20 protein-coding genes are annotated in these 25526 nt (G+C 70.9%); 13 read left to right on the top strand and 7 right to left on the bottom strand.

Annotated elements, in window-relative coordinates:
• Window positions 1-43: 43 nt before the first annotated feature.
• The 5 genes from dapA (at window position 44) to CLV63_RS02555 (ending at window position 7440) form a co-directional block, all read left to right on the top strand.
• A complete protein-coding gene (gene dapA / locus CLV63_RS02575; RefSeq protein WP_106581188.1) occupies window positions 44-1021 on the top strand; it encodes a 4-hydroxy-tetrahydrodipicolinate synthase in 978 nt (325 codons plus the stop codon).
• A complete protein-coding gene (locus CLV63_RS02570) occupies window positions 1018-2703 on the top strand; it encodes a ribonuclease J (RefSeq protein ID WP_106581187.1) in 1686 nt (561 codons plus the stop codon). The genes dapA and CLV63_RS02570 overlap by 4 nt, the downstream gene beginning before the upstream one ends.
• A gap of 339 nt (window positions 2704-3042) precedes the next feature.
• Window positions 3043-4755 (top strand): ABC-F family ATP-binding cassette domain-containing protein, encoded by a 1713-nt coding sequence (locus CLV63_RS02565; RefSeq protein ID WP_106581186.1) that lies wholly within the window; start codon window positions 3043-3045, stop codon window positions 4753-4755.
• A 74-nt stretch (window positions 4756-4829) separates the two neighbouring features.
• Entirely contained in the window at window positions 4830-5984 is a 1155-nt protein-coding gene (locus CLV63_RS02560) for an epoxide hydrolase family protein (protein WP_106581185.1), read from the top strand.
• A gap of 202 nt (window positions 5985-6186) precedes the next feature.
• The gene (locus CLV63_RS02555) at window positions 6187-7440 is read left to right on the top strand and encodes a sensor histidine kinase (protein ID WP_170134127.1); all 1254 of its coding nucleotides are present in this window, start codon (window positions 6187-6189) and stop codon (window positions 7438-7440) included.
• Window positions 7441-7508: 68 nt separating this feature from the next.
• Here the strand turns inward: CLV63_RS02555 and CLV63_RS02550 are convergent, their stop codons facing one another.
• Window positions 7509-9038, bottom strand: a complete 1530-nt coding sequence (locus CLV63_RS02550; RefSeq protein WP_170134126.1) for a serine hydrolase domain-containing protein — start codon at window positions 9036-9038, stop codon at window positions 7509-7511.
• 139 nt (window positions 9039-9177) lie between these two features.
• On the opposite strand from CLV63_RS02550, the gene CLV63_RS02545 reads away from it, so the two are divergent.
• Window positions 9178-9834, top strand: a complete 657-nt coding sequence (locus tag CLV63_RS02545) for a response regulator (protein WP_106581271.1) — start codon at window positions 9178-9180, stop codon at window positions 9832-9834.
• Between the two features lie 419 nt (window positions 9835-10253).
• Complete coding sequence (locus tag CLV63_RS02540) at window positions 10254-10688, top strand: hypothetical protein (RefSeq protein ID WP_106581182.1); 435 nt, start codon at window positions 10254-10256, stop codon at window positions 10686-10688.
• 71 nt (window positions 10689-10759) lie between these two features.
• On the opposite strand, the gene CLV63_RS33980 is transcribed toward CLV63_RS02540, so the two are convergent.
• Entirely contained in the window at window positions 10760-12106 is a 1347-nt protein-coding gene (locus CLV63_RS33980; RefSeq protein WP_211301103.1) for a serine/threonine-protein kinase, read from the bottom strand.
• A 418-nt stretch (window positions 12107-12524) separates the two neighbouring features.
• Between CLV63_RS33980 and CLV63_RS02530 the strand changes: the two genes are divergently transcribed.
• Window positions 12525-13700 (top strand): hypothetical protein, encoded by a 1176-nt coding sequence (locus CLV63_RS02530; RefSeq protein ID WP_106581181.1) that lies wholly within the window; start codon window positions 12525-12527, stop codon window positions 13698-13700.
• Between the two features lie 109 nt (window positions 13701-13809).
• On the opposite strand, the gene CLV63_RS02525 is transcribed toward CLV63_RS02530, so the two are convergent.
• Window positions 13810-14439, bottom strand: a complete 630-nt coding sequence (locus CLV63_RS02525) for a DUF4352 domain-containing protein (protein ID WP_106581180.1) — start codon at window positions 14437-14439, stop codon at window positions 13810-13812.
• A gap of 271 nt (window positions 14440-14710) precedes the next feature.
• Between CLV63_RS02525 and CLV63_RS02520 the strand changes: the two genes are divergently transcribed.
• Both CLV63_RS02520 and CLV63_RS02515 read left to right on the top strand, forming a co-directional pair.
• Complete coding sequence (locus CLV63_RS02520) at window positions 14711-15250, top strand: MarR family winged helix-turn-helix transcriptional regulator (RefSeq protein ID WP_211301102.1); 540 nt, start codon at window positions 14711-14713, stop codon at window positions 15248-15250.
• A 219-nt stretch (window positions 15251-15469) separates the two neighbouring features.
• A complete protein-coding gene (locus tag CLV63_RS02515; RefSeq protein ID WP_106581179.1) occupies window positions 15470-15985 on the top strand; it encodes a GNAT family N-acetyltransferase in 516 nt (171 codons plus the stop codon).
• 16 nt (window positions 15986-16001) lie between these two features.
• On the opposite strand, the gene CLV63_RS02510 is transcribed toward CLV63_RS02515, so the two are convergent.
• Window positions 16002-16910, bottom strand: a complete 909-nt coding sequence (locus CLV63_RS02510; protein WP_106581178.1) for a DUF2797 domain-containing protein — start codon at window positions 16908-16910, stop codon at window positions 16002-16004.
• Between the two features lie 141 nt (window positions 16911-17051).
• On the opposite strand from CLV63_RS02510, the gene CLV63_RS02505 reads away from it, so the two are divergent.
• Complete coding sequence (locus tag CLV63_RS02505) at window positions 17052-17489, top strand: DUF6463 family protein (RefSeq protein WP_245928528.1); 438 nt, start codon at window positions 17052-17054, stop codon at window positions 17487-17489.
• A 60-nt stretch (window positions 17490-17549) separates the two neighbouring features.
• Here CLV63_RS02505 and CLV63_RS02500 read toward each other — a convergent pair whose 3' ends face one another.
• Window positions 17550-18149 (bottom strand): class I SAM-dependent methyltransferase, encoded by a 600-nt coding sequence (locus tag CLV63_RS02500; RefSeq protein WP_245928527.1) that lies wholly within the window; start codon window positions 18147-18149, stop codon window positions 17550-17552.
• Between the two features lie 538 nt (window positions 18150-18687).
• Here CLV63_RS02500 and CLV63_RS02495 point away from each other — a divergent pair.
• On the top strand, window positions 18688-19725 hold the full coding sequence (locus CLV63_RS02495; RefSeq protein WP_342751351.1) for a hypothetical protein: 1038 nt from the start codon (window positions 18688-18690) through the stop codon (window positions 19723-19725).
• Between the two features lie 697 nt (window positions 19726-20422).
• On the opposite strand, the gene CLV63_RS02490 is transcribed toward CLV63_RS02495, so the two are convergent.
• Together CLV63_RS02490 and CLV63_RS02485 are read right to left on the bottom strand one after the other, a co-directional pair.
• Complete coding sequence (locus CLV63_RS02490) at window positions 20423-20848, bottom strand: RloB family protein (RefSeq protein WP_170134125.1); 426 nt, start codon at window positions 20846-20848, stop codon at window positions 20423-20425.
• Between the two features lie 59 nt (window positions 20849-20907).
• On the bottom strand, window positions 20908-22269 hold the full coding sequence (locus tag CLV63_RS02485) for an AAA family ATPase (protein WP_106581174.1): 1362 nt from the start codon (window positions 22267-22269) through the stop codon (window positions 20908-20910).
• Window positions 22270-22599: 330 nt separating this feature from the next.
• Between CLV63_RS02485 and cas3 the strand changes: the two genes are divergently transcribed.
• The gene (gene cas3 / locus CLV63_RS02480; protein WP_170134124.1) at window positions 22600-25506 is read left to right on the top strand and encodes a CRISPR-associated helicase Cas3'; all 2907 of its coding nucleotides are present in this window, start codon (window positions 22600-22602) and stop codon (window positions 25504-25506) included.
• Window positions 25507-25526: the final 20 nt, after the last annotated feature.

Genomic DNA, 25526 nt, shown 5'->3' with positions numbered 1-25526 from the left:
GGCATGGCGCCGGTCGGCTCCTACTCGCGATACCGTTTTCCCTATGGTAGGCAGCACTACGCCGCACGCGCCCTTCGGCCGGATGTTGACCGCGATGGTCACTCCGATGCACGCCGACGGCTCCGTCGACTACGACGGCGCCGCACGTCTGGCCACATATCTGGTCGAAGAGCAGCGAAACGACGGCTTGATCATCAGCGGTACCACCGGCGAGTCGCCCACGACGGACGACGACGAGAAAGACCGGCTGCTCCGTGCCGTCCTCGAAGCCGTCGGCGATCGCGCCTCCATCGTGGCCGGCGTGGGCACCAACGACACCCGGTGCAGCATCGAGCGCGCCAAGGCGGCCGAGGCGGCGGGGGCGCACGGGGTCCTCGCGGTGGCGCCTTACTACAACAAGCCGCCGCAGGAAGGCATCATCCGGCACTTCACGGCCATCGCCGACGCCTCCGGGCTGCCCATGATGCTCTACGACATCCCCGGCCGCACCGGCGTCCCGATCGCCTCGGAGTCGCTCGTCCGGCTGGCCGAGCACCCGCGCATCGTCGCCAACAAGGACGCAAAGGACGACCTCGGCGCGAGCACCTGGGTCATGGCCCGCACCGACCTCCCGTACTACTGCGGCTCCGACATGCTCAACCTGCCGCAGCTGTCCATCGGCGCCTCGGGCTTCGTCAGCGTCGTCGGCCACATCGTCGGCGCCGACCTGCACGACATGATCGACGCCTTCTTCGACGGCGACGTCGTCCGGGCCCTTGCCATCCACCGGCGGCTCACCCCCGTCTACACCGGGCTGTTCCGCACCCAGGGGGTCATCACGACCAAGGCGGTGCTGAACATGTTCGGCCTGCCGGGCGGCGTGGTGCGCACCCCGCTGGCCGACGCGTCGGTCGAATTGCAGGCACTGCTGCGCGAGGACCTCGCGGCGGCAGGGGTCAAGGGGCCCATCGGGCTCGCCCCGCACCAGGCCGTGCCCGCCAGTGCCGTGGGAGTGGAACGCTTGACGGAAGGATCTGCATGAGCCACCCGCATCCCGAACTCGGGCCGCCTCCGCCGCTCGCCAAGCAGACGCTGAGGGTCGTACCCCTCGGCGGGCTGGGCGAGATCGGCCGGAACATGACCGTCTTCGAGTACGGCGGCAAGCTGCTGATCGTCGACTGCGGTGTGCTGTTCCCCGAGGAGGAGCAGCCGGGCGTCGACCTGATCCTGCCGGACTTCGACTACATCCGCGGCCGCCTCGACGACGTCGTCGCGATCGTCCTCACCCATGGCCACGAGGACCACATCGGGGCGGTGCCGTTCCTGTTGCGCGAGCGGGCCGACATCCCGCTGGTGGGCTCCCGGCTCACCCTCGCGTTCATCTCGGCGAAGCTGGGCGAGCACCGCATCAAGCCCGAGGTGGTGCAGGTCGCCGAGGGCGAGCGCCGCTCGTTCGGAGCGTTCGACCTGGAGTTCTTCTCGGTCAACCACTCCATCCCCGACGCGCTCGCCGTCGGCATCCGCACGCCCGCCGGGTCGCTGCTGCACACCGGCGACTTCAAGATGGACCAGCTGCCGCTCGACGGCCGGCTCACCGACCTCGCCGGGTTCGCCCGGTTCGGTGCCGAGGGCGTCGACCTGCTGCTGTCCGACTCCACCAACGCCGAGGTGCCGGGGTTCGTCACCAGCGAGCGCGACATCGCCGGGGTCATCGACAACGTCTTCGACAAGGCCGACAAGCGCATCATCCTGGCGTGCTTCGCGTCGCACATCCACCGGGTGCAGCAGGTCCTCGACTCCGCCGAGGCCCACGGCCGCAAGGTCGCGTTTGTCGGCCGGTCCATGGTCCGCAACATGAACATCGCGCGCGACCTCGGCTACCTCACCATCCCGGCCGGGCTGCTGGTCGACGTCAAGGAGTTGGAGGACCTGCGGCCCGAGCAGGTGCTGCTGGTCTGCACCGGCTCCCAGGGCGAGCCCATGGCGGCGCTGAGTCGTATGGCAAACCGCGACCACCAGATCCGCATCGAGCGGGGCGACACCGTGGTGCTCGCGTCCTCGCTCATCCCCGGCAACGAGAACGCGGTCAACCGCAACATCAACGGGCTCACCCGCTGGGGCGCCAACGTCGTCCACAAGGGCAACGCCCTGGTGCACGTGTCCGGGCACTCCTCCGCGGGCGAGCTGATGTACGTCCTGAACATGGTGAAGCCGCGCAACTTCATGCCGGTGCACGGCGAGTGGCGGCACCTGCGCGCGCACGCCAAGCTCGCCGCGCTCACCGGCGTGCCCGAGCAGGGCATCGTCATCGCCGAGGACGGCGTGGTGGTCGACCTGCACAAGGGCAAGGCGCGCATCGTGGGCGCGGTCCCGGCCGGCTACGTCTACGTCGACGGCACCTCGGTGGGCGACGTCACCGAGTCGGCGCTGAAGGACCGCCGCATCCTCGGCGACGAGGGGTTCATCTCGGTGGTGATCGCGGTCGACTCCCAGTCCGGCAAGCTGGTCGGCGAGCCCCAGATCCACACCCGGGGCTCCGGGATCGACGTCGAGGCCTACGACGAGGTCATCCCCAAGATCCAGGACTCACTGGAGAAGGCCGCGGCCGACGGCATCACCGACCCGTCGCAGCTCCGCCAGCTCGTGCGGCGCAACCTCGGCCGGTGGGTCAACGACACCTACCGCCGCCGCCCGATGATCGTCCCGGTCGTCGTCGAAGTCTGACCCCGTCACCACCCGCAGCGCGCCCCGGCCGGAACCCCGCCCGGGGCGCTCCCATGCCCACCCAGCGCCCGGGCGTCCATGTCCACCGACCTCCAGCGCACGGCGGGGGAAACCGTGGGTGGAATCTGACACCATGTCCGATTTCAGAGACCAGTCTGTTACCATTCTTCCCGTGCATCTCTATTTCCTCTGATCCGAACCCGAGCGCCCGCCTCCACGTACAGCGTGGCCGCGGGTACCTGACGTCTGCACCGGCCCGCTCTGGGCCTTCCGTCAGCTCGGTGAGCTCCCATCCCCTTCGCTGCCATGGCGCCGGGCGGAGCTCTGTTCGGAGGAAGAATGGCTACCCTCAGCCCGTCATTCGGGCTGCCTGCTGGGGAGCGGGCACAACTGACCGCCGCAGGAATCCACATCGACCGCGGCGGCCGAACGGTCCTCTCTGACGTCGACATCACGGTCGCGCCGCGATCTCGGTTGGGGATCGTGGGCGAGAACGGCCGCGGCAAGTCCACGCTGCTGCACATCCTCGCCGGCCTGCTCGAACCGGACGCCGGGACCGTGCGGCGCATCGGCACGATCGGCGTCGCGGAGCAGGAGATGCGGGCGACCGACGGCCGCACCGTCGGCGACCTGATCGACATCGAGCTCGCCGCCGAGCGCACGGCCTTGGCCGCGTTCGACGAAAGCGCCGCGGGCCTCGCCCATTCGGCACCCGGAGCGGCCGAGGCGTACGCGGCGGCCCTGGACGCCGCCGAAACACTGGACGCATGGGACGCCGACCGGCGCGTCGATCTCGCGCTGGAGAACCTGGGCGCCGTCACCGACCGGTCGCGCCCGCTGGCGGAGCTGTCGGTCGGGCAGCGCTACCGGGTCAGGCTCGCCTGCCTGCTGGGCGCCTCGCACGACTTCCTCCTGCTGGACGAGCCCACGAACCACCTCGACGCCGCCGGGCTCGACTACCTGACCACCCATCTGCGCAGCCGTGGGCAGGGGGTGGTGCTCGTCAGCCACGACCGGGCGCTGCTGTCGGACGTGGCCACGACGATGCTCGACCTCGATCCGAGCCGCGACGGCAGGCCCCGCGTCTACGGTGGCGGGTTCGCGGGCTACCAGGAGGGGCGGCGCGCCGAGCGGGAACGCTGGGCCGCCGAGTACGAGCAGCAGCAGGCCGAACACGCGCGACTCACCCAGGGCCTCTCCGAGGCGCAGAACCGGCTGGTCACAGGGTGGCGTCCGGACAAGGGCACCGGCAAGCACCAGCGGGCGACCCGGGCGCCCGGACTCGTCCGTTCCGTCCACCGACGGCGCGACGACCTGGAGGCGCACGCGGTCTCCATGCCTTCGCCGCCGCTTCGGTTCCGCATGCCGGAGCTGCCCGCGCGGGCCGGGGCGAGCCTGCTCAGTGCGGAGGAGGTCACCGTTGCCGGACGCCTGGACCGGCCGGTCTCGGTCGCCCTCGATTCCGGGTCGCGGCTCGCGGTCACCGGTGTCAACGGGTCGGGCAAGTCGACGCTGCTGGCGGTGCTCGCCGGCCGGATCGAGCCGAGCAGCGGCGCTGTGCGCACCGCGCGCACCGTCCGGGTGCAGGTGCTGACGCAGGAGTCGCCGCAGGCGGGCCCGCAGCGCGCCCGCGACGTGTTCCTCGCGCACCAGAACAGGCTCATCAGGGCCGGTGTCCTCACGGAGGGCGAAGCGGTCTCCCTCGCCTCCCTCGGGCTGCTCTCCTCAGCGGACGTCAACAAGCCGATGCACGAGCTGTCCATGGGGCAGCAACGCCGGCTCGACCTCGCAATGGCGCTCGCGTCGCGCCCGCACGTCCTGTTGCTCGACGAGCCGACCAACCACCTCTCGATCGCGCTCGTGGACGAGCTGACCGAAGGGCTCGACGCCACCGACGCGGCAGTGGTGCTCGCCACCCACGACCGGCAGCTCCGGCGCGACATCGAACCCTGGGACCGGCTCGCGCTGGAAACCGGGTCCCTTGCTCGGTCCGCGTCGACGAGCACTGGAGTGCCAGGCCGCGTACTCCAGTGCCCCGCGCACGCGGGGTGAACCTGGGGGCGGGGCCGCGTGCCGTAGGGGTAGTAGGACAGTGATTGACCTAGATGGACCCTAGCGTGTGGCCCATGAGTTCTGAGATCACGCCTTTCTCCATTGATGTCGCGGAGTCGGACCTGGCCGACCTGGCCCGCCGGCTGGATGCCGCCAGGTGGCCCGACGAACTGCCTTCGGCCGGGTGGGACTACGGCGTCGCATCCGACTACCTCGCGGCGCTGGCCGAATACTGGCGCACCGGTTACGACTGGCGTGCGCACGAGCGGCGGCTCAACGCGTTTCCGCAGTTCACAACTGAGATCGACGGGCAGACCGTGCACTTCGTCCATGCGCGGTCGCCCCAGCCGGGCGCCACTCCGCTGCTGCTGACGCACGGCTGGCCGAGTACACCGGCCGACCTGGCCGGGCTGATCGGGCCCTTGACCGACCCGGCGGGCCACGGCGCCGCGGGAGCACCGGCGTTCGACGTCGTCGTGCCGTCACTCCCGGGGTTCGCGTTCTCGGGGCCGACCCGCGAGCGGGGGTGGGGCATCGAGCGGACGGCGCGGGCGTGGGCCGAACTCATGCGCCGACTCGGATACGGCCGCTACGTGGCCCAGGGCGGGGACTTCGGGTCGCTGGTGTCGTCGGAGCTCGCCCGCACCGATCCCGAACACGTCGTGGGGGTGCACCTCAACGCGATGGTCAGCGGTTCCATGGTCGACTGGACCAGCGCGGATCCGCTGGCGGGCCTGTCGGAGAAGGAAGTCGCCGCGCTCCAGGCGGCCGGTGCGGACTGGGAGGAGCGCGCCGGATACGCCACCGTCCAGTCCACCCGGCCGCAGACCCTCGCCTACGCCGTGACCGACTCGCCGCTCGGCCTGCTCGCCTGGAATCTGGAGTGGTTCGTCGACTATGACCCCGCGCGCACCGTGCAGACCCCCGTCGACCGCGACGCCGTCCTGACCAACGTCACGATCTACTGGCTCACCCGCACAGCGGGGTCGGCGGCGCGGCTCTACAAGGAGGCGGGCGAGGCGTTCTCCGGCGGGCCGTGGAGCGCCGTCCCCACCGCCGTCGCCGTGTTCCCCGGTGACGGCACGATCCGCACGATCGCGGAACGGCAGCACAATGTGGTCCGGTGGACGGAGTACGACCGCGGCGGCCACTTTGCATCGCTCCAGGCACCGGACCTGCTCATCGAGGATGTCCGCGCGTTCGGGCGGGAGCTCGGTCCCATCGGGTGAGGGCCGCCCGGTCAGGGTGGGCGGACCGGTCGTGCCCGCCGGCGGGCGTCGGCGGTTCGGACCTGCCGCGCGCGAGTGCCGCGATCCGCTGCCGCCGGGGACGGCCACCGCTCTCCCGCACTCGCTGTGGTGGGTGCCGGGGGCGGCCCGACTGGTGGGGGTGCTGGTGGGGGCCGGCTGGGGGTGGTCGTACTGTCCCGTTATGGGGACGGGGCGTGGCGGCGGGACGGTGATCGGGGCTTTCCGAGTCGACCTGGTCGCTGCCGTTGTGCTCGCGCCGCTCGCTGTGCTCAACCGGGTGGCGGACACCCCGTGGTGGCTGCCGGCCGGGGCGGTGCCGGTCCTGGTCCTCGTCGTGGTGGCCGGCCGGCGGTACCCGCGGGCCGCCGTCCTCGTGGCGTGCGCGTTCGCTGTGTGGAGCCCCGGGGCGCAGCTCATCGTCGCGCTGCTCGGGTTCCGTGCCGGGCAGCGCGGGGTCCGGGCCTGTCCGCTGCCGGTCGCGGCCGGGGCGCTGCTGGGCGGTGCGGGGTTCGCCCTCTCCTGGGGCGTGTCGACGGTGTCACCCGATTCGATCCTGTTCACTGCACTGTCCGTCGCGCTGCCATGGGCCGTCGGCCACTACCGGCGGCGGGCGGGGGAGCTCCGGGTGCGGGAGCGGAACGGGCTCCTGGAACGGGAGCGGCGGCGCGAACGCGAACGCATCACCCAGGACATCCACGACTCGCTTGGCCACGAGATCGGGCTCATCGCCCTCCGCGCCGGTGCGCTGGAGGTGGCGCCGCGCCTGGAGGAGCGCGCGGTGCGCGAGGCAGCGGGGGAGCTGCGCGCCGGCGCCGCGGCAGCCGCCGACCGGCTGCGGGAGGTCGTCTGCGTACTGCGGCCGGAGCCGCACGAGGCGGACTCCGCTGCCGTCGCGAGCGTGTCCCGGCTCGTTGAGCGTGCGACGGACGCCGGTATGGCGGTGGCGCTCCGGCGCACCGGAGCGGACGCCGCGGTGCCGGACGTGGTCGAGCGGACCGTCCGCCGCGTCGTCCAGGAGTCGTTGACCAACGCCGCCAAGCACGCCCCGGGGAGGCCGGTAGAGATCCGGATCCTGCACTCGGCCGCCGACACGGCCGTGACCGTCGTCAGTGCCGGGCCGTCCGGATCCGGGCGGCCGGAACGCCCCGGCGGCGGCCTGGGGCTGGTCGCGCTGCGGGAGCGGGTCCGCCTGGCCGGGGGGACGTTCTCGGCCGCGCCGCGGGGCGGCGCCTTCGAGGTCGCCGCCCGGCTGCCGCACGAACCAGGGGACCGGCGGCCCATAGAGGCCGCCGCGCCGGTCTGCGACGATCCGTTGCCGCCGCACCTCGCGGGGGAGGAGCGGCGTCGGCTGCGCCGAGACGCCGCCCGCACTCTCGTCACGTTGGCGGCGTGCGGCATGGCGGCGGCCGCTCTCCTCGCGGTTTACGGGTGGTGAGGCGGCGCCGCCCGCACTCTCGGCACCTTGGCGGCGTGCGGGGTGGCCGCGGCCGTCCTCACTGCGGTCTATGCGTGGTGAGGCGGCGCCGCCCGCCGCGGTCGGAGCCGCCGCAGGGCGCGGACGCGCACGGCGACCGTCGCCAGGTTCGACACCACCGCCGCAAGCGCCCAGACGCCCAGCGCGGGCCACACGAACCACAGCCCGAGGAATCTCGCGTCCGCCCCGCTCGCAACGACCAGCGCGACGAACCCGCAGCCGAGGGCGAAGGGCAGCAGCCGGGGGGACAGCCGCGCCGCGAGGCGCGGGGTGGACCGGCCGCCGAGGCGCTCGGCCCACGCGGGGGCGCGTACGATCCTGCGGACGCCGAGCGCGGCGGTGAGCGCGGTCAGCGCCGCGAGCACGTAGTCGCAAATGGCGTTGACGGCGACGGGGACCTCCGGACCCGCACCCTCATCCGTCCCCGCACCCTCGGCGATGTCGATGACCCCTTCCGCGATGGGGTACGCGGTCTCCAACGGCAGCGTGAACGTGTTGCTCAACACGGCCACCGCGTAGCCGCTCTCGCGGTAGATCCCCTGGTAGGCGCTTGAGGTCAGCGCGTTTCCGTCATGGGACATCCGGGGCCTGGCGTCGCCTTCCGGCGTGCCGTCGCGCCATCCCAGCGCGTATTCGCCTGCGGGATCGGAGGGGGTGAGCATCGCGTCGACCGTCGCGGCCGAGACGAACGGTTCCCCATCGGCGGTGCGCCCGCCGGAGGTGTAGGGCGCGAGCCAGCGGGCCATGTCGGCGGCCGTCGAGACGACGCCGCCGGAGCCCGTTGCGAAGTCCGGGGGTTCCCGCCGCGCGACAGAGGTCCCGTACGCCGATGTGTGACCCCCTGCCGTGCCCGAGGCCGCCGCGATCGCCGCCCCAGGGTCCTCGAACGCCGCGCTGGCGTCCATGCCGAGCGGGGCGAAGACGGCCTTGTCGAGGTACGTGCGGAACGGCGCGCCGGAGACCTTTTCGACCATCCGCGCCAGCAGCCAGTAGTTGCCGTTGAAGTACGCGTGTCGCGTCCCGGGCTCGGCGGTCGTGGCCATGGACGACAGGATCGCCACGGCTTCCCGCAGCGACCCCTTCGCCCGCCGGTCTGGGCTGAGCAGCCCCGAGGAGAGCCCCGATGTGTGGTCGAGGAGCTGGCGGACTGTGATCCGCTCGGCGCGCGGGTCGGCGGGGTCGAACTCCGGCACATAGTCCCGGACCGGGGTGTCGAGTTCGACCTCGCCCGCCTCCACGAGGCGCATGACCGCCATCGCCGTCATCGACTTGGACAGTGAGGCGATCATCATGGGCGTCTCCGCGGTGACCGGGCCGCCGCCGGGGCCGCGCCCGTACCCCCGCGTGTGCAGGATCCGGCCGTCGCGGACTAGCGCGACCGACACCCCGGCGAGCCCTTGCGCCTCGACGGTGTCCGCGACGAAGCGGTCGATCCGCGCCGTGTCCACGGGACGGTCCCCGGTATCGGCCGAGGCGGCCGGTCCCACCCCCACCGCGGCGCTCACCAGCACGGACGCAGTGAGCAGGCCGGCGCCCGCTCTGAGTACCCATCGCATCATGGCGAGGACGCTACGGGCTGCGGCGGCGACGGGGCATCGGCCGATCGCGGTGCCCGGAACCCGACTTTCGGACCGGTCAGGGGCACTGCGCGCGCGATAGCGTCGTGGCGGGAGCGCACGGAAACGGGGGCCGCGACAGATGATCCGACTCGTTCTGGCCGACGACGAGGCCGTCGTTCGGGCCGGCGTTCGCGCCATCGTCACCGCTCGCGGCGGTGTCGACGTGGTCGGTGAGGCCGCTGACGGCAGCGAGGCGGTCGCGCTGGTGGCGGAGCACCGCCCTGACGTCGTCCTGCTCGACGTCCGGATGCCGCGCTGCGACGGGCTCGCCGCGGCCGCGATCCTCCGCCGCGATTTCCCGGCGACCGCGGTGGTCATGCTCACGATGTTCGACGAGGACGCCTATGTCGCGTCGGCGCTCGACGACGGCGTGAGCGGGTTCCTGCTCAAGACCGGCGCCCCCGGCGAACTGCTCCTGGGGGTGCACGCCGCCGCCACGGGCGGGGCGTTCCTGTCGCCGCGGGTGGCGCGGCGCCTCGTCGACCGGTACAGCGGTGTTGCGGCAGGACACGCCGCCGCCCGGGATGCGGTCGCGTCGCTGAGCCGCCGCGAGCGCGACGTCCTCACGCTGCTCGCCGAGGGCCTGACCAACAGGGAGATCGCCGACCGGTTGGGGCTGGCGGAAAGCACGGTCAAGACGCACGTCTCCGGGGTGCATACGCGGCTGGGCGTGCCCAACCGGGTGCGGGCGGCCCTCCTCGCCCACGAGGCGGGCATCGTCTCCGGCGGCCGGTGACGTCTCGCCCGGGGGTGCCGTGAAGCCGGTCGGTGCGGCGTGGCCGCACGCGTGCACGCGTGTCTGCGAGGCGGACTTCGTGGTCCCGGACCGCGGGACCGCCGACTGTGCGCAAGGCCGACCCATGGGCCGGGGCCGCAGGCGCGGTCTCGGCCGCCGGGCCGCGGCCGCGCGGGTTCCGGCCGGGTCGTTCCGGACCGGGTGCGGGGGCGTCCCCGGATAGAATCCCGTAACCGCTGGAGGTGGCGACTATCAGTCCGGTACTGCTCGTTCTTTCGGTATTTGCCGTGGTGCTCCTCGGTCTGATCATTTTCACGGTGGTCAACGCAGCCCAGCGCGCAACGCGGGAGGGCAGGGTGCCGGACGGACGAGAGGGTGCCGGAGCCCAAGGGGTGGCCGATGCGGGGCCGATCGGACTTATGCGCCAGGACTTGCGCCGCCAGACCGCGCTCACCCGGGAGGCGGTGGAGCGCGCCGACGCCGCCGACACCCCTATCGGCGAACTCCGGCAGCAGGTGGCCGAACTCGCACGCCACGCCGACCGGATCGATGCGCAGCTCGGTTCCATCGACCGGCTCGGGGCGCTCCATGAGCCTGAGGCGCTGGCCTCCTTGCGCACCCGCGTCGACACCCTTTCTGCGACCTTCATCGGCGTCCGCGCCCACCTTGCCCAAGAGGAGGCGACGCGGTCCGACGCCGAGTTGGCCGAGACCGTCGAGCGTGTCCGCATCGAGACCGAGGCGCTGAAGTCGATCCGCGGTGCCGACCCGCTGCCGGACACCGACCCGCGCCACGGCGGCGCGGGGGAGCAGAACACCGGCGAACCACCGCGCGGCCCAAAGGGAACCGGGTAGTCGCCGATCCATCGATCGCCGGGGTCGGTACGGGTTCCTGCCACCGGCGTGCGCCCCCCTGCGGCTCGCGATCAGGGAAGCTCCTCCAAACAGGCGATGTGGTTCCAGGCCTGGACCGCGCGGCCGGTTTCGGGATCCCAACCGTCCACCTCCGCGCAGGTGGCACGCTCATCGCCCGGCCGCGGTGCGTCCGAGTTCCAATGGTGCTCGGCGAAGACCCCGTACTCGGCTTCGGGGTCTCCGCAGGACACCTCGGTCAGTGAGCCGTCGATCTCCGCGGCGCAGTCGCGCAGTTCGAGGTTTGCCGTGCCGCCGATCAGCCATCGGTCCGCCCAGGAGGCGAACGGGGGGTGACCGGCGTACAGCATGAGGACGGCGGTGGCGGCGACCAGGAGCGCGAGGCCCGCCCGGAGCCATCGCCCCTTCTTCTCCCCTGGCCGGGGAATGGGGCGGGCCACGACCCGTCCGGGTGTGCTCTTCGTCGCCGGACGGTCCGGGGCCGCCGGACGAACGGGCGGCGTGACCAGCGTCGACACGCGTGTCTTGTACATCGTGATGACTTCGGTGACGGCATCGGGCAGCCACCGCCCCTGAGCGTGGCCGTTGCCGGGGACCGCCGACCCGGCGAGCCGTTCGAGGACCTGCTCCGGTGCCGGCCGAGCAGCGGGGTCCTTGGCCAGGCAGTCCGCCACAAGGTCGGCGAAGGGGGCGGGGAGGCCGGTCAGGTCGGGGTCGGCGTGGACGACCCGGTAGGCCACCGCGTGGCCGGGGCCCTCCCCGAACGGGCTGCGGCCGGTTGCGGCGAAGGCCAGGACGCAGCCCAGTGAGAACACGTCGCCGGGGTACCCGACCGCGCTCCCGGCGGCCTGTTCGGGCGACATGAACGCCGCGGTTCCCAGCACGGTGGAGGTCTGGGTGTAGGAGGTCGCGTCCATGGCGCGGGCGATGCCGAAGTCGATCAGCCGTGGGCCGTCGTCGGCGAGGAGGACGTTGGCGGGCTTGAGGTCGCGGTGGACCACTCCGCACCCGTGGACCGCCGCAAGCCCTTCGGCCAGCCCGGCCCCGAGCGCCGCCACCGACGCCGGTGGCAGCGGGCCGTGCTCGGCCACGGCGGCGTGCAGGCTGGGCCCGGGGATGTAGGCGGTGGCCAGCCACGGCGGGTCGCCGCCGGGGTCGGCGTCCACGACCTGGGCGGCGAAGATCCCGCCCACCGTGCGCGCGGCGGCGACCTCGGCGGCGAAACGGCGCCGGAAGTGCGCGTCGTCCGCGAGTTCGGGGCGGACGACCTTCACCGCGACCGTGTGGCCGCCGCGCGAGTGGCCGAGGTACACGCGGCCCATTCCGCCAGAGCCGATCCGTCCGTGCAGCCGGTAGGTGCCGACCTGGGTGGGGTCGCCCTCGCGTAAGGAGTCTGGCATGGCACCGCTTCCGCCCGGAGGTTGTTCGCCCGATCGCCTCAGATGATCCCAGAATCCCGCATGGGCGGGAATTCCCGATCGTGTCCCTGCGCCGGTGGTCGTGGCGGGGCGGTCGCATCCCCCGGGCGGCCGCCGGCGCGGTACCGGGGGCCGCCGGGGGCCGGGCATCGGTCTCCCGTCGGAAGGTGGGACGACTGGGCATCGGGATCTCGGTCTCTTTCTGAGCCCCGATATGAGGCACTAGTCCCTTCTTGTCCGATGTAAAGACCGGAATACTTCCCTCGGTCCGGCAACCCCGATCGCGGACCTCGGATCCGCCGTTGCAGCACCCCGCCCGCGACACCGGACGTGAACGCAGATCGCCGCGGCGGTGACACGGGTCGTGTCACCGCCCGACCGTTCCCTGAGGTGAGTGCACATGGCGAGACGATCGCGAAGCAGCGGGCGCAGGGCCGAGAGGGGCGCCTCCGTCACCGAGTACGGCGCCGCCGTCGTCCTCGCCGCCGTGATCCTCGGCGGCCTCGCCGCAACGGACATCCCCGGCAACGTGGCGCGAGCCTGCCAGGACGCCCTCTGCCGTCTCACCGGCGGTACGGACTGCGCCAAGGCCGGCCCCGCCGTGGCGCCCAAGGTCTACCCGCCGGACTACGACCGCGACCCCGACAAGAGCGAGCGCCCGAAGCCGGTCCGGCCGCCGATCACCCCGCCGGCCTGCGCCGACCCCGACGCCGACATCGCATGGGCGGAGGGGCTGCACGCCCACAACGACTACCAGAACGGCGACCCGCTCGACGACGCGCTGAAGCACGGCGCGACCGGCGTGGAGACCGATGTCAAGTACGACCCGGACACCGGTCACCTCCGCAACACCCACATCGACTACGTGAGCCCGCCGAGCGGCAGCCTGCGGAGCGAGTACGTCGAGCCGCTGAAGGAGCGGGCCGAGAAGAACGGCGGCAAGATCTACCCGGGCCGCGACGAGAAGTTCCAGCTCGTGGTCGAGAACAAGGGCAAAGGCAGCGAGGAGGAGCGGCGGGAGGCATACGACCAGATCCTGGAGCAGACCAAGGACCTGCCCGAGGACGTGGAACTCGTCATCAGCGGAGGGCGCCCCAAGGACGAGTACACCGTCGGCAACCACCCGGAGAACGTCACGTTCGACAAGGCCCCCGACGAGGGCTGCCAGCTCCCGGACAAGATCAACATCGACAGCCCGAAGTACGACCCGGAGTACGCCAAGAGCTTCAGCACGCTCAACGGCGAGTGGGGCAAGGGCAAGTGCGGTGACCCGGACGGCGACAACAAGATCAGCGACGAGGAGCAGGCCGAACTCGACCGGCTGGTCGACCAGGCACACCGCTCCGGCGTCAAGGTCCGCTTCTGGGGCGGCCCCGACGAGCAGTACCGCTCGGAGGTCGGCGACGGCCACTTCGTCCCGTGCCAGGGCTGGGCGGCGCCCGGTCGGCAGGAATGCGAGAAGGCGGCCCGCAAGGACGCCTGGAAGGCCCAGCAGAAGGCCGGCGTCGACTTCGTCAACACCAACCACCTCGGCAACGGCGAACGCTGGGTCCGCAGCTGCGGCGAGGAGATGTGACCGGCGGCCCGGCGTCCGGCCGGTGATCCCCGGCCGCTGATTCCCGCACGGCCCCACCGCTCGCCGCTGCGACCGCCTGCCTGCGGCCGAAGCGCCCGCGCGCGGGGCGCTACGTCAGGTCGACGACCGCCCCGCCGTCCAGGGACAGGAAGTCGTGCAACTCGACGGAGTCGGGTTGCACCCCTTCGGGCACGTCGAAGATCAGCTTCCCGTCGACCTTGTTGCCGGGGTTGATGTCGTTGACCCACGAATCGGCGCCCTCGGTGAGCTGGGCCTCGGCGTCGGTGGAGTACTCCTTTCCGTCGGCGTCGTGGAGCTTCTGCGCGGTGGAGTCGAAGATGCCGGACTCGTCGCCGACGTTCTCCACGGTCACAGACACGACGACGTAGGAGCCGTCGGCCTTTGTGGTGATGTACCCGGTGTCGTCCTGGACGGATGCGACGCCGGTCTCGACATCGGTGACCGTGAAGGCGAACGCGCCCGACTCGACACTGTCGCCGATCTTCGCCGCGGGCTTCTCGTCGTCCCCCGCAGCGGGCGCCTCGGCGACGGGGGACTCCGCGGGAGGCGGGGTGTCGGTGCCGGAGCCGAGGAAGGCGACGCATCCGGCGCCGAGGACGAGGACGAACGCGGCCGCTCCACCGCACCCGAGGCATCCGTAGAGCCAAGCGCGGTTCTTCCGCTGGGGAGGCGGTGGCGGCGGCGGGAACCCGTAGCCACCGGTGGGATTCTGGTACATGGCAGCCCTTCGTGTGAGGGGACCGTGAGCGGGGCGGCCAGGGATGCTGATGTTATGCCCGGAGGGTGACGGTTCGGCGGGTTCTTCAGATGAAATTTCACTCTGTGTGAGAGTGGGCGAATGCAGGAAAGCTCCGGCGGGGCGGGGTACCCGGTCGGCGGGCTCGCCGGTGAACGACGGCTTGTATCCGAACAGTGCAACCGAACGACAGTTCGTGCCGGAACCGTCCAACCTTGAACAGTGTCGGTCGGTGCCGGTTAAGCTGTGAACCGTGAACCGACCAGGGGAAAGCGCGTCCGTTGGCTACGGCATCGTGAGTGCGGCAGCGGGGGAGGACGTCCACGCGCTCGACGACGAGGGCTTCGACGCGTGGCTCGGCATGTGGAAATCGCAGGCCATCGTCGCTCGCGAGCTGGAGCGCGCCCTGAAACGGGTCGGCGCGCCATCCCTGGCCTCCTGCGAAGTGCTCTCCCGGCTCGCCGCAGCACCCGGGCGGCGCATGCGGATCCAGGAGCTGGCGCGCCGGTGCTTCGTCAGCAAGAGCGGCATCAGCCAACTCGTCACCCAGCTCTCGAAGAGCGGGCTGGTCGAGCGCCAGGGCGACCCCGGCAACCTGCGGGTGACCTACGCCGTCCTGACCCCGGAGGGCACGGAGACCCTCCACAACTGCGCGCCCGCGTTCCTGCGCGCCGTCCGCGACCACTTCTCCCGCCACCTCGACGACGCGGACGTCGACCACGTCACGCGGATCGCCGGAAAGCTGATCACCGCCCACAACGAGACCGTGGAAGCCCCCGACCAGCCGAGCTGACCCCCGTGCGGTGGAACTCCGCTTGGTCATCGCATGACCGCGGGCGGGTTCCAACGCTCCAACCACACCGGGTTACGGACGCGGCAGGCGTGGCAGCGAACCCTGAACCCGCGGATCAAAAGTCCGCTGCTCTGCCGGTCGGTCCCGCGGGCGGTGGGTGCGGTGGGGACGCGACCGGACACGCGAAGGCGCGGCGCCCGGCGCAGGTAGCGTAAGCGTGTGCGGGAGACGATTACGTATCTGGAGATGTCCGCCTTCGACGAACTGCGCCCCGGCCGGGTCGTGGCCGAAGTCGCGCTCGAACCCCTTACCCCCGAATCGCCGCTGATCAAATCCATGCAGGAGCGCATCGGCACGCCGTACGCCTGGCCGAGCGCGCGGCGGACCGACGCCGAATGGGCGGCGGTGCTCGCGCGGCCGCTGCGCCGCTTCCTGCTCATCACCTACCAGGGTGAGCCCGCCGGGTTCGTCGACTTCGAGTTCGACGCTGACGGCGGGGTCGAGATCACCACGTTCGGGCTCGTCCCCGAGTACGTCGGCCGGGGCCTGGGCGGCCACGCGCTGACCCTCGCCGTCCGGGCGGCGTGGGCTGCCGCACCCGCGGGCGCCGAGCAGGTCCGGCGGGTCTGGCTGCACACCTCCTCCCTCGACCATCCCAACGCGCTGCCGAACTACCGAAGCCGTGGGTTCCGTCCCTTCCGCACCCGCGTCAACGAGCGCCCCGACGAACCGTGACACCCGGTGCCGGCGGTCAGAAGAGCCCGATCTGGCCGTCGCCCCGCGGCCGCGAGCGGGGCCGCACACCGAGCCCGCCGGTCGGCCCTTCCGCCGGGGCGACGAGCCACCCGGCCAGCAGCCGGACGTCGATGAGCAGCCCCGATCCGCGCTCCGCGTCGTCGGCGAGCAGGACCCGGCCCGGCACAGCGCGGATCCGCACCGCGAGGTCGGCGGGGTCGTCCAGGCCGGTGAGGACGTCGTAGGAATCGGGAACCGGGCGGTCGAGCGCGAACCGCGCGACGTTGTCGTGGACCTGGCGGTCGAGGACCTCGGCGTTGGCGAGCAGCCCCGCGTCCTCGATGGACCGCCGCAACTCGCGCACCGCTGACCTGCGCTCTTCGGCGGGGTCGAGCCGCCACCAGGCCGCGGTCTTGGTGGGGAGGCGCAGCCGCTCCTTTGCGAAACCGCCCGCGGCGACCGCCCGCTCCGCCGCGCGGATGACGGACAGCGGACCGCGGGCGAGCAGGGTGTAGGTCAGCGCGCCCTGCTCCAGGAGGCGCAGCACACCGCGCGCGGCCGCGGTGAGCCCGACCTTGAACAGGCCGGGGCCGAAGTAGGCGAGGTAGAGGACGTAGTCGCGGTCGTCGGTGTGGGCGTCGCGGGCCAGCGCGCGCCCGAGGTCGCGCGCGGCGCAGCGGGCGCACTGCGCGTCGGTGCCCTCAGGGGCCACCGATGCGGGACAGGCGACGCGGCGGTCGCTCGCGGGGTCCCACACGCCGACGCAGCCGCGCGGGCCGCTCAGCCGGATCCGCAGGTCCGTGCCCGGGGCCAGGTCAAGGCTGCGCTCGTCGCCCCCGCGGGTCGCGACGAGCGCGGGGCCGCCGCCGTCCCAGGACAGCCCGATGAGCGTCCACCCGGCAGGGGGCGGGTCCGTTGTCGTCATGGGCAACAGTCAAGACGGCGGGGCCGACAGTTCGGGGCCCGGGGCGGGGTCGCCCCGGGCCCCGCCGGCTCCCTCGTGCGGGGGAGAGGGTCGCTCTCCGGAGGGAGGTGCGGACCGGGGGCGGTGCCGGAGGCTTGCAGCATGATCAAGAAACGATCGACAGTCGGCGCCGGCTGCTCGCTGGCGGCGATCGGCGTCCTGCACACGGCGGCGTTCCTGCCGCACCCCTACTGGGGCGAGTGGCTCACGGGAGGGCTGCGCTCGGGAACGGGCGGCGAGGAGTCGCTGACGGTGTTCTGGGCGCTTCCCGGGGGCTTCGTCGTCCCCCTCGTTCTGCTCGGGCTGCTGGTGGCGCGGATGGGGTGGCGGGGCGAGCGCGCGCCCGCGTACGTCGGCTGGGCCGTGGGCGGCTGGGCGGCGGCATGCGCGCTGCTCATCGGGCCCAGCGGCTTCCTGCTGGGATTCGTCCCCGCCGTGCTGCTCGTCGCCGAGGACCTGCTGGCGCGCTTCAGGGGGGACGGGCGGACCGCGACCGGGCCGGCAGCGGAGCCGGAGCGTGCCGCGGTGCCGCGGCGCTGAGCCGCCGGCCTTGCGCGATTTCCAAAGGTTCGAGGTGCACCGGCACGCGGCGGACCCGCGTCACTCGGTGGTGCGGTGGAACCGGTACCACTTCGGTGAGGACCGGTTCATCGGCCATCCCAGGCCGGTGGTGACCGCGTCCTCGACCGCGGCGAGCCGCCAGTCCGGAAACGCGGCCTCGACCTCCGCCTGGGAGACGCCCTCGACCAGCCGCTGGTACCGCGACGGCCCGAAGGCGAGCATCAGCAGTGTGGCGTCCGGCTCGGCGAGCGCCGTCACACCCCGCCCCTCTGCTGCCCGCTGATCCGTGTCGAGCCCCTGGAAGCAGCCGATGTCGACGAAGAGGTCGAAGGTGCCCAGGCCGGCCGACTCAAGGTCGGTCACGTCGCCCACGGTGTAGGTGATCTCTGTCGGCCCGTTGCGCCGGGCGGCCTCGACCGCCGCAGGCACGATGTCGACGCCCACCGCCTTCCACCCGCGCCGGGCCAGTTCGGGGGTGAACTGCCCGCGCCCGCACCCGACGTCCAACGCCCGCCCGGCGCCGGTCGGGCGCCCTTCCGCGACGCGGTCGAGCAGGGTACCGAGTTGCGCCCCACCCGCGGCGCCATAGCGCTCCCACGGCGTGACGCCGAGACGGTACATCCACGCGTATTTCGTCATGGGCCAAAGGTAAGTCGGCGTTTCAGCGCGGGCCGTTCACCCCCCGCGTATCGCCGCCGCCGCAGTTCAGCGGCACGTCGCGCGGTCGGCACGGTTGCGGAGCGGCCGGGTGTCGGGTTGCGGCGGGGCGCCGCCGCCCCGCGCTGGGGCGCGCGGTGCGGGGGCGCCTGGTTTCCGAAAGGTCGCGTTCGGGGGTTGTGTGCCGAAAGGCGACTATGTATTTTTTCTTCCACTTCACCATGCCCGTTGTAGGAATTCGACCTGGAGGAAAGGGCCAGCCCGAACCGCCCCCCGTCAGCACCTGACATGGACCTTTGCGCAGGGAAACGCAGCGGTGTCCCCCTGCCGACGTCCGAAATCGCGAGTGCAGCGCCGATCTCCCGGTGAAGCCGAGATCGGCCCGCATGGTTGCGAGGTCGGACCGACCGGTCCGCTCCTCTCTCCGCCTGCGCTCGCCGATGGCGAACCGCCGGCCGCGCGCCGCCCCCGGGTGGCGCCGGCCGTCCTCTCGAACCCGCTCAGAGAGAGGCACACAGAGATGGAAACGATGAACACCGGCGCGGCACCGCGCCGCACCCACCGAAGACTCCCGACACCGTTGAGCGCGCTGTGCGCCGTCCTCGCCTCAGCCGCGCTCGTCGTGACGGCACCGCAGGCCGGCGCGGACACCGGTGGCGGAAGCCCGTCCCCCGCGAAGGACGGCACGGACCCCGCTGTCGTCCAGCAGAAGATCGAGAACGCGCCGGTGGACGCCGGTCCGCTGGCCTTCGGCGCCGAACCGCTCAAGGCCGTGCAGGACGCCGCGGGCGCCGCCGCCTCCGACGCCGCATGCGCGATCTCGGCGGCCGACGCGACGGCCCTCACCTTGGCGCCCACCTGGCCCGAGGTGGCGTCCGGCTCACCGGAAGCGCCTTCGCCGATGACCCTGTCCCGCTACGACAACCAGCAGGGCCTGTACGACCCCCAAGGCCGCGAAGGCCTGTTCTTCAACCCGGGTGTGGGCCTCTGGCAGCTCGACTCCGCCGGGCTCGGCGCGAACAACGGGGCGGACGGCGCCATCGACGCCCAGGACGCGGCGGGGATGGTCGCCCCGTACATCGTCGGCAAGTTCTGCGACGCGGTGAACGGCGGCGCCGCGCCGGCCGCCGCGCGCGCCACGTCCTGGACCGACTGGCACGCCTGCGACGAAGGCGCGTGCGAGGACACCTACCTCCGCGCATTGGAGGGTGTCCAGGCCGATGACGGCGTGGGCCGCTACGGCGGCGCCGAAGTCCGCACCTGCACCTTCGAAGGCGCCGAGTACGAGTGCCTGCACGTCGACACCGCGAAGGCCCAAGGAGAGAACTGGTGGGCCGACCCGGGCGGCGGCCGGTCGCCCGTCCCCAAGCCGTTCTACGTGTTCACACGCGACGTGGGCGGCACCACCCACGAGGTGCGGAGCTGGCTCGCCGAGGACTCCGGGGCCGGTACCCACGTGACCGTCTCCCGCCCCTTCGGCGGCAACGCCCGCGACTCCCTCACCTGGAACGACGGCCCAGGCGTCTGCGACACCACCGCCGACCGGGGCGACTGCTGACCCGGTAGCCGCCCGGCCGCCGTCCCCGGGCCCGCCCTCCACCCCGGCGGGCCCGGGGACGGCAATCTGCACGCAACCCGCACAAAAAGGGGTTCCGTGCATTTGATGTCTGGACGTCCGAATTTCGAGAAGTTGTCGAAATCGGGACTTTGGCGCGATATCGTCGCTGGTCATCAAGAGTGCTCCCCGCCCGCGCGGGGATGGACCCGTCTCCGACCGACCCCGCGTGCGCCGCGGTTTGTGCTCCCCATCGCCCTGTTCCGCAGCGGATCTGGGCCAGACTGCCCGGCAGCCTGGCCCGGGCACCTTGGAGCGAGGACGCTCTCTCCCCGGGAATGCCGCCTGTGGGGGTGTTCCCGCCTTGGCTGTCTTCGGGGTGCACGGGGATTCGTGTGCGGAGGTGGAAAGGGATGTGGGACGTGGTGCGTTCCTCGGCTCGACGGCGTTGCGCCAGGGAGGAGGAGCACACCGAGGTACAGCCGCTGTCCCCGCGCGCGGGATGGACCGCGCTATGGGCTCGCTTGCTCAGGAACTTCTCGGACTTGATCTGCGCGAGCGGCCGGTCGCTGGTCCGGGTCTGCTTCGGGCGGCGTGAACTGGATCACGGGCGGCGATGCAGTGTCGCCACGAGCCGGGGCATCGCGGTAGATGGGTTGCGTCCGCGCTCCCACAGGCGTGCTGCGTCCCCTGCACGACGCTACGCTTCTTCGTAGGCACCGTATGGAAACGTGTTGGGAATCTGCTTCTCTGTGTGTCTGTGCTTAGTAAGACACTCGATCGCTGCGCTGGTGGTTTGGTGTGCCCTGCAATCCTCGTAGTGCCAGATCAGCCAGATCTCGAAGCATGGATTGGACACCACGATCGGAATATCGGCCTGGCGCCCCTTCTGAAGAGCCTCGTCCAAAGTAGCGTGGTCGTCCACGTCCACGACAACCCAGACTTCATCATATCCATCTGTATCTCTGCTGTTGAAATCAATTGCGGCCTTAAGAACCCGCATTGGATCTTTTCCGATGCCTTTTGATCTTACGCCGCGTATTGCCGTCCCAGAAGCGCGCAGGAATTGCACAAGTCCTTCGAAGTATTGGACCTCGGTCTTAAGTCCTTCTGTGACGATGAGCATGCGACTTCGTTCTACACGTGGTCGACGTCTCGAATTGAAGCCTTGCGCACGCTTCACCATCAGACTAGTTCGCGATCTTGTTCATTGGAATTATTGGAACTGGCAAGCGCGGCCAGAAACGAAGGTGCGACCGAAGGAACTGCGCCGTACCTACCCTGCAAGTACCGTCGTGAAAGGTTCTGGTCCTTCCGCGTCTGGAAATCAGATAGCCGATACAAGTCACTGATTCCATTTCTCTCTTTTTCAACGAACCAGACCTCTTCTGGCGAGAGTCGGGAATTAGAGGAGGGCGATATGAAGTAGGTGTCGTGCGTCGTGAAGATCAGTTGTGCCCCGGTCGTGTTGACCGAGTCATCACGGAACATTTGAATCATGACCTGCGCAAGCTGCGGATGTAGGCTGGCGTCGAGTTCGTCTACCGCCAGCACGCCGCCGCGGCGGATCGTTCCTATCGCAGGTGCCGCCAAAGATAGCCACGTGAGCGTTCCAGTGCTCTGAGCTGAGGAAGCAAGGGAGTAGATTTGGTCATTCTTTCCTACGTGCTTGAATTTTAGGCTCCTCGCCAGTGTCGTGAATATCTCCTCGACCTGTTCGTCTGACGGGATATCATTGTCATCGACTTCCTCATCGCCAACATCCAGCTCGACTTCTAATAGGGCTCGGAACAGTCTAAGAACTCTTGGATCCGTCTCGCCTTCTGCGACTTCGGCCCCGATTATTCCTATGTCCGCAACCCGCAGCATCGTTCGCAAGTCATCCAGAGACAGTGATCCATCACTAACATCTTGAATTACTGAACGGAGGCGATTCTTTCGGTCCGATTCACCGAACTGTGCAATGTCAATTCCATTTACAATGCAGTCATGAATTGGCTCAAGGAAATGATGTCGAGTCAGAGCTGCTCGCGACAGTAGGAGCTCTCTTTCGGTGGTCGTTCTGCGCAAATCGGATCCGCCGCCGCCCAGTTCTCGACCGAAACTCATCCCGTTAGCGCCGGGTTCCCTCTCGAATACAACTCTCTTTCGGCCTGTCGGGAATGTATAGAGCCATTCTTCTTCGACGCGGGTCGATGAAATGGAGAATCCATATTCGTGTCGAACGGAATTCAGTACGAAATCCAAGGCGAAGCTAGATGGGCGGTCCCTTGAATTCTCGTCCAGGGCGAAATGGGTGCGCGGAAACCTTCCCCTCTTCGCCCAGGTCGGCGACGACGCAACGCACGCCTTCATGTAGCGCAGTGCGTCCACGATGCCCGACTTGCCCGAGGCGTTCGGTCCATAGATCGCAGCCACCCTGGTCGTCCAGTCGATCCAGGATCCGTTGGTTGGATGGTTGGTGCGCATCGACGGCAGCACCATCGTTAGGTCAACCTCAGCGCCGAAGCTCATGTGGTTCTCGAACCTGAAGCGCAAGATGTACATGACACCATCATGCGGCTCCAAGCCGAACTGTGTCTACTTTCGACACAGTAGGCAATGAAACTACATGTAGCGTTCAGTTACGTACGAGTCGCCACGACTAGCGTAAGCCGGCTCACGCATGGGCTTCAGCGTGTCGCGTGGGGCTCCACTCCGCTTCCCACCGTTCCATGCGCAACCTGGGTGCTTCCGGACGCCGAATCTGGGGCACGCAAGTCTCCGTGCGGGGTGTCGGGTTTACTTGGAAAGCCGCTTTTGTAGTGGCCGCTTGAGGTCAGCGGAAGTTCCACGGTTTGGCATCGCTTCAACGGGCGCGTGGGCTTGACTCACCGCATGACAGGTAACGGTGGGCGAACCGTTTGGGGTGACGGGCTTTCCGGTGCCGCGCGGGCCGTGTGGGCGAAGTCGGACTTCGACGCGGACGGGTGGTTGCCGCTGTGGCGGCACATGGGCGACAGTGCCGCCGTCGCCGGGAAGCTCTGGGACGAGTGGCTGCCCGCGCAGGTGCGGACGCTCATCGCCGACGCGCTGCCCGGCGGCGCCGAGGACGCTCGGCGGCTCGCCGTCTGGGCGGCGGCCACGCACGACATCGGCAAGGCGACTCCGGCCTTCGCGTGCCAGGTCGACAGCCTGGCCGACGCGATGCGCGCCGAAGGGCTCGGCATGGCGTCGAAGCCCCGCATGGCCGACCGCTCCCTCGCCCCCCATGCGTTGGCCGGGCAGGAGCTGATCCAGCAGTGGCTGATGGGCCGGCACGGCTGGCCGCGGCCGGCGACGACGCAGTTCGCGATCATCGCCGGCGGACACCACGGTGTCCCGCCCAGCCAGTCGGGGATCAAGGCCCTGGTTGACCACCGGGCCCTGCTGGCGAGCCGCGACTGCAAGGAGCGGTGGCGGGCGGTGCAGACCGAGCTGCTCGACCGGGCGGCCCACCTCTGCGCGGCGTCGGAGCGGTTCGACGCCTGGTCGCGGGTGAAACTGCCGCAACCTGTTCAAGTCCTCCTCACCGGCCTGGTGATCGTCGCCGACTGGATCGCCAGCAACCCCGACCTGTTCCCGTACTTCCCCGGCGGGCCGAGCGGGGACCGCGAGCGGATCGATGCGGCATGGCGCGGCCTCGACCTGCCCCCGCCGTGGGTCGCGGTGGAACCGGAAGAGGGGCCCGACGACGTCTTCGCGGCCCGGTTCGACCTCCCCGAGGGCGCCCGCGTGCGCCCGGTCCAGCGCGACGCGGTGGCCGTCGCCAGGGACATGGCACGCCCGGGACTGATGATCATCGAAGCCCCCATGGGAGAGGGCAAGACCGAGGCGGCCCTTGCGGTCGCCGAGATCTACGCGGCCCGGTCCGGAGCGGGCGGCTGCTACGTCGCGCTCCCCACCATGGCCACCGGCAACGCGATGTTCCCCCGCCTGCTCGAATGGCTCCGGCACCTGACCGACGCGCCCGAAGGCTCCGGCGCGCACTCCGTGTTCCTCGCCCACTCCAAGGCCGCCCTGAACAAGGACTTCGCCGGACTCAAGCGGGCAGGGCGGGCTACGGCGGCCGACGTCGACCGGGACGGCCCGGACCGCGCCGCCGATCACCGCGCGGACGAGCGGGCCACCGCCACCACGCTGGTCGCCCACCAGTGGCTGCGGGGCCGGAAGAAGGGGATGCTGGCGTCCTTCGCAGCGGGCACCATCGACCAGCTCCTGTTCGCCGGGCTGAAGAGCCGCCACCTCGCGATGCGCCACCTCGCCATAGCGGGCAAGGTCGTGGTCATCGACGAGGCGCATGCCTACGACACCTACATGAACTCCTACCTCGACCGGGTGCTGACCTGGCTCGGGCGCTACGGCGTGCCCGTTGTGGTCCTCTCCGCGACCCTGCCCGCGGAGCGGCGGCGCGAACTGGTCGACGCCTACGCGGGGGAGTCGGAGCAGTCGGCCGCGGTGGCGGCCGCCCGCGGCTACCCCGTGATCACCGCCGCTGCCACGGACGAGGCGCCGCGGACGGCCTTCCCCGCTGCTTCCGGACGCGGCGCGAGCGTCCAGGTCGAGCGTTTCGACGACGACCTCGGCGCACTCGCCGACCGGCTGGCGGAGGACCTTGCCGACGGCGGCTGCGCCCTGGTGGTCCGCAACACCGTGCGCCGCGTCCACGAGACCGCCCAGTACCTCCGCGGGCGCTTGGGCGGCGACGCCGTGACGGTCGCCCACGCCCGCTTCCTCGACCTCGACCGCGCCGACAACGACGCCGCCCTGCTGAGGGCGTTCGGCCCGCCCGAGAAGGTTCCCCACGGGCAGCGTCCGCGCCGCCGGGTGGTGGTGGCCGGCCAGGTCGTCGAGCAGTCCCTGGACGTCGACTTCGACCTGCTGGTGACCGACCTCGCACCCATCGACCTGCTGCTCCAGCGGATGGGCCGGCTGCACCGCCACGCGCGCGGCGACGGCCAGTCCGACCGCCCTGAGCGGCTGCGCGCCGCCCGCTGCCTGATCACCGGGGCCGACTGGGACACGGTGCCCCCAACGCCGGTGAAAGGATCGCAGCTCGTCTACCGGCCGCACGCCCTCTTGCGCAGCGCGGCGGTGCTCGCCCCCCACTTCGACGGCACGGCCGAGTCCGGGACCGCGGTGCTGCTGCCCGACGCCATCAGCCCGCTGGTGCAGACCGCGTACGGCGACGTCCCGGTGGGTCCGGACACCTGGCGGGACGCCATGGCGGCGGCCGCCCGCGCCCATGAGAAGGAGCAGGCGGAGTCCCGGGAGAAGGCCGAGGCGTTCCTCCTCGGGAAGACGGCGCGCGACGGCCGCGCGCTCATCGGCTGGGTCGACGCCGGGGTCGGCGACGCCGACGAGACCCGCGGCGGCAGCGCCCAGGTCCGCGACACCAGGGAGAGCCTGGAAGTCCTGGTCGTGCAGCGGCGCGCCGACGGGGCCGTGACCACCATGCCGGACCTCAGCGAGGAGCGCGGCGGGTTGGAGCTGCCGACGGAGGCCGCGCCGCCGAACCGGCTCGCGACCATCGTCGCGTCATCGGGGCTGCGGCTTCCCCCGCAGCTCACCTACAACCCCGCCGTGCTCGACACGGTCATCAAGGAACTCGAAGCCGAGTGCTTCGACGCATGGCAGACCAAGGAGTCGCCCTGGCTCGCGGGGCAGCTCGTCCTCGTGCTCGACGAGGACTGCCGCACCCGCCTGGCGGGTTTCGACGTCCACTACACCCGGTCCGACGGACTGAAGGTACACAATGCCGAATGACCCCCCTTCCGCAATCCCGG

The organism is Murinocardiopsis flavida, assembly GCF_003014485.1.
Lineage (GTDB): Bacteria > Actinomycetota > Actinomycetes > Streptosporangiales > Streptosporangiaceae > Murinocardiopsis > Murinocardiopsis flavida.
Note: the sequence above shows the minus strand (reverse complement) of the source record. Positions and strands in the feature narration are given on the sequence as shown.

What these genes read in the sequence shown, in the direction of transcription:
- dapA (WP_106581188.1), top strand. Translation starts at nt 44, where the DNA reads ATGGTAGGCAGCACTACGCCGCACGCGCCCTTCGGCCGGATGTTGACC.
- CLV63_RS02570 (WP_106581187.1), top strand. Translation starts at nt 1,018, where the DNA reads ATGAGCCACCCGCATCCCGAACTCGGGCCGCCTCCGCCGCTCGCCAAG.
- CLV63_RS02565 (WP_106581186.1), top strand. Translation starts at nt 3,043, where the DNA reads ATGGCTACCCTCAGCCCGTCATTCGGGCTGCCTGCTGGGGAGCGGGCA.
- CLV63_RS02560 (WP_106581185.1), top strand. Translation starts at nt 4,830, where the DNA reads ATGAGTTCTGAGATCACGCCTTTCTCCATTGATGTCGCGGAGTCGGAC.
- CLV63_RS02555 (WP_170134127.1), top strand. Translation starts at nt 6,187, where the DNA reads ATGGGGACGGGGCGTGGCGGCGGGACGGTGATCGGGGCTTTCCGAGTC.
- CLV63_RS02550 (WP_170134126.1), bottom strand. Translation starts at nt 9,038, where the DNA reads ATGATGCGATGGGTACTCAGAGCGGGCGCCGGCCTGCTCACTGCGTCC.
- CLV63_RS02545 (WP_106581271.1), top strand. Translation starts at nt 9,178, where the DNA reads ATGATCCGACTCGTTCTGGCCGACGACGAGGCCGTCGTTCGGGCCGGC.
- CLV63_RS02540 (WP_106581182.1), top strand. Translation starts at nt 10,254, where the DNA reads ATGCGCCAGGACTTGCGCCGCCAGACCGCGCTCACCCGGGAGGCGGTG.
- CLV63_RS33980 (WP_211301103.1), bottom strand. Translation starts at nt 12,106, where the DNA reads ATGCCAGACTCCTTACGCGAGGGCGACCCCACCCAGGTCGGCACCTAC.
- CLV63_RS02530 (WP_106581181.1), top strand. Translation starts at nt 12,525, where the DNA reads ATGGCGAGACGATCGCGAAGCAGCGGGCGCAGGGCCGAGAGGGGCGCC.
- CLV63_RS02525 (WP_106581180.1), bottom strand. Translation starts at nt 14,439, where the DNA reads ATGTACCAGAATCCCACCGGTGGCTACGGGTTCCCGCCGCCGCCACCG.
- CLV63_RS02510 (WP_106581178.1), bottom strand. Translation starts at nt 16,910, where the DNA reads ATGACGACAACGGACCCGCCCCCTGCCGGGTGGACGCTCATCGGGCTG.
- CLV63_RS02505 (WP_245928528.1), top strand. Translation starts at nt 17,052, where the DNA reads ATGATCAAGAAACGATCGACAGTCGGCGCCGGCTGCTCGCTGGCGGCG.
- CLV63_RS02500 (WP_245928527.1), bottom strand. Translation starts at nt 18,149, where the DNA reads ATGACGAAATACGCGTGGATGTACCGTCTCGGCGTCACGCCGTGGGAG.
- CLV63_RS02495 (WP_342751351.1), top strand. Translation starts at nt 18,688, where the DNA reads ATGGAAACGATGAACACCGGCGCGGCACCGCGCCGCACCCACCGAAGA.
- CLV63_RS02490 (WP_170134125.1), bottom strand. Translation starts at nt 20,848, where the DNA reads ATGCTCATCGTCACAGAAGGACTTAAGACCGAGGTCCAATACTTCGAA.
- CLV63_RS02485 (WP_106581174.1), bottom strand. Translation starts at nt 22,269, where the DNA reads ATGTACATCTTGCGCTTCAGGTTCGAGAACCACATGAGCTTCGGCGCT.
- cas3 (WP_170134124.1), top strand. Translation starts at nt 22,600, where the DNA reads ATGACAGGTAACGGTGGGCGAACCGTTTGGGGTGACGGGCTTTCCGGT.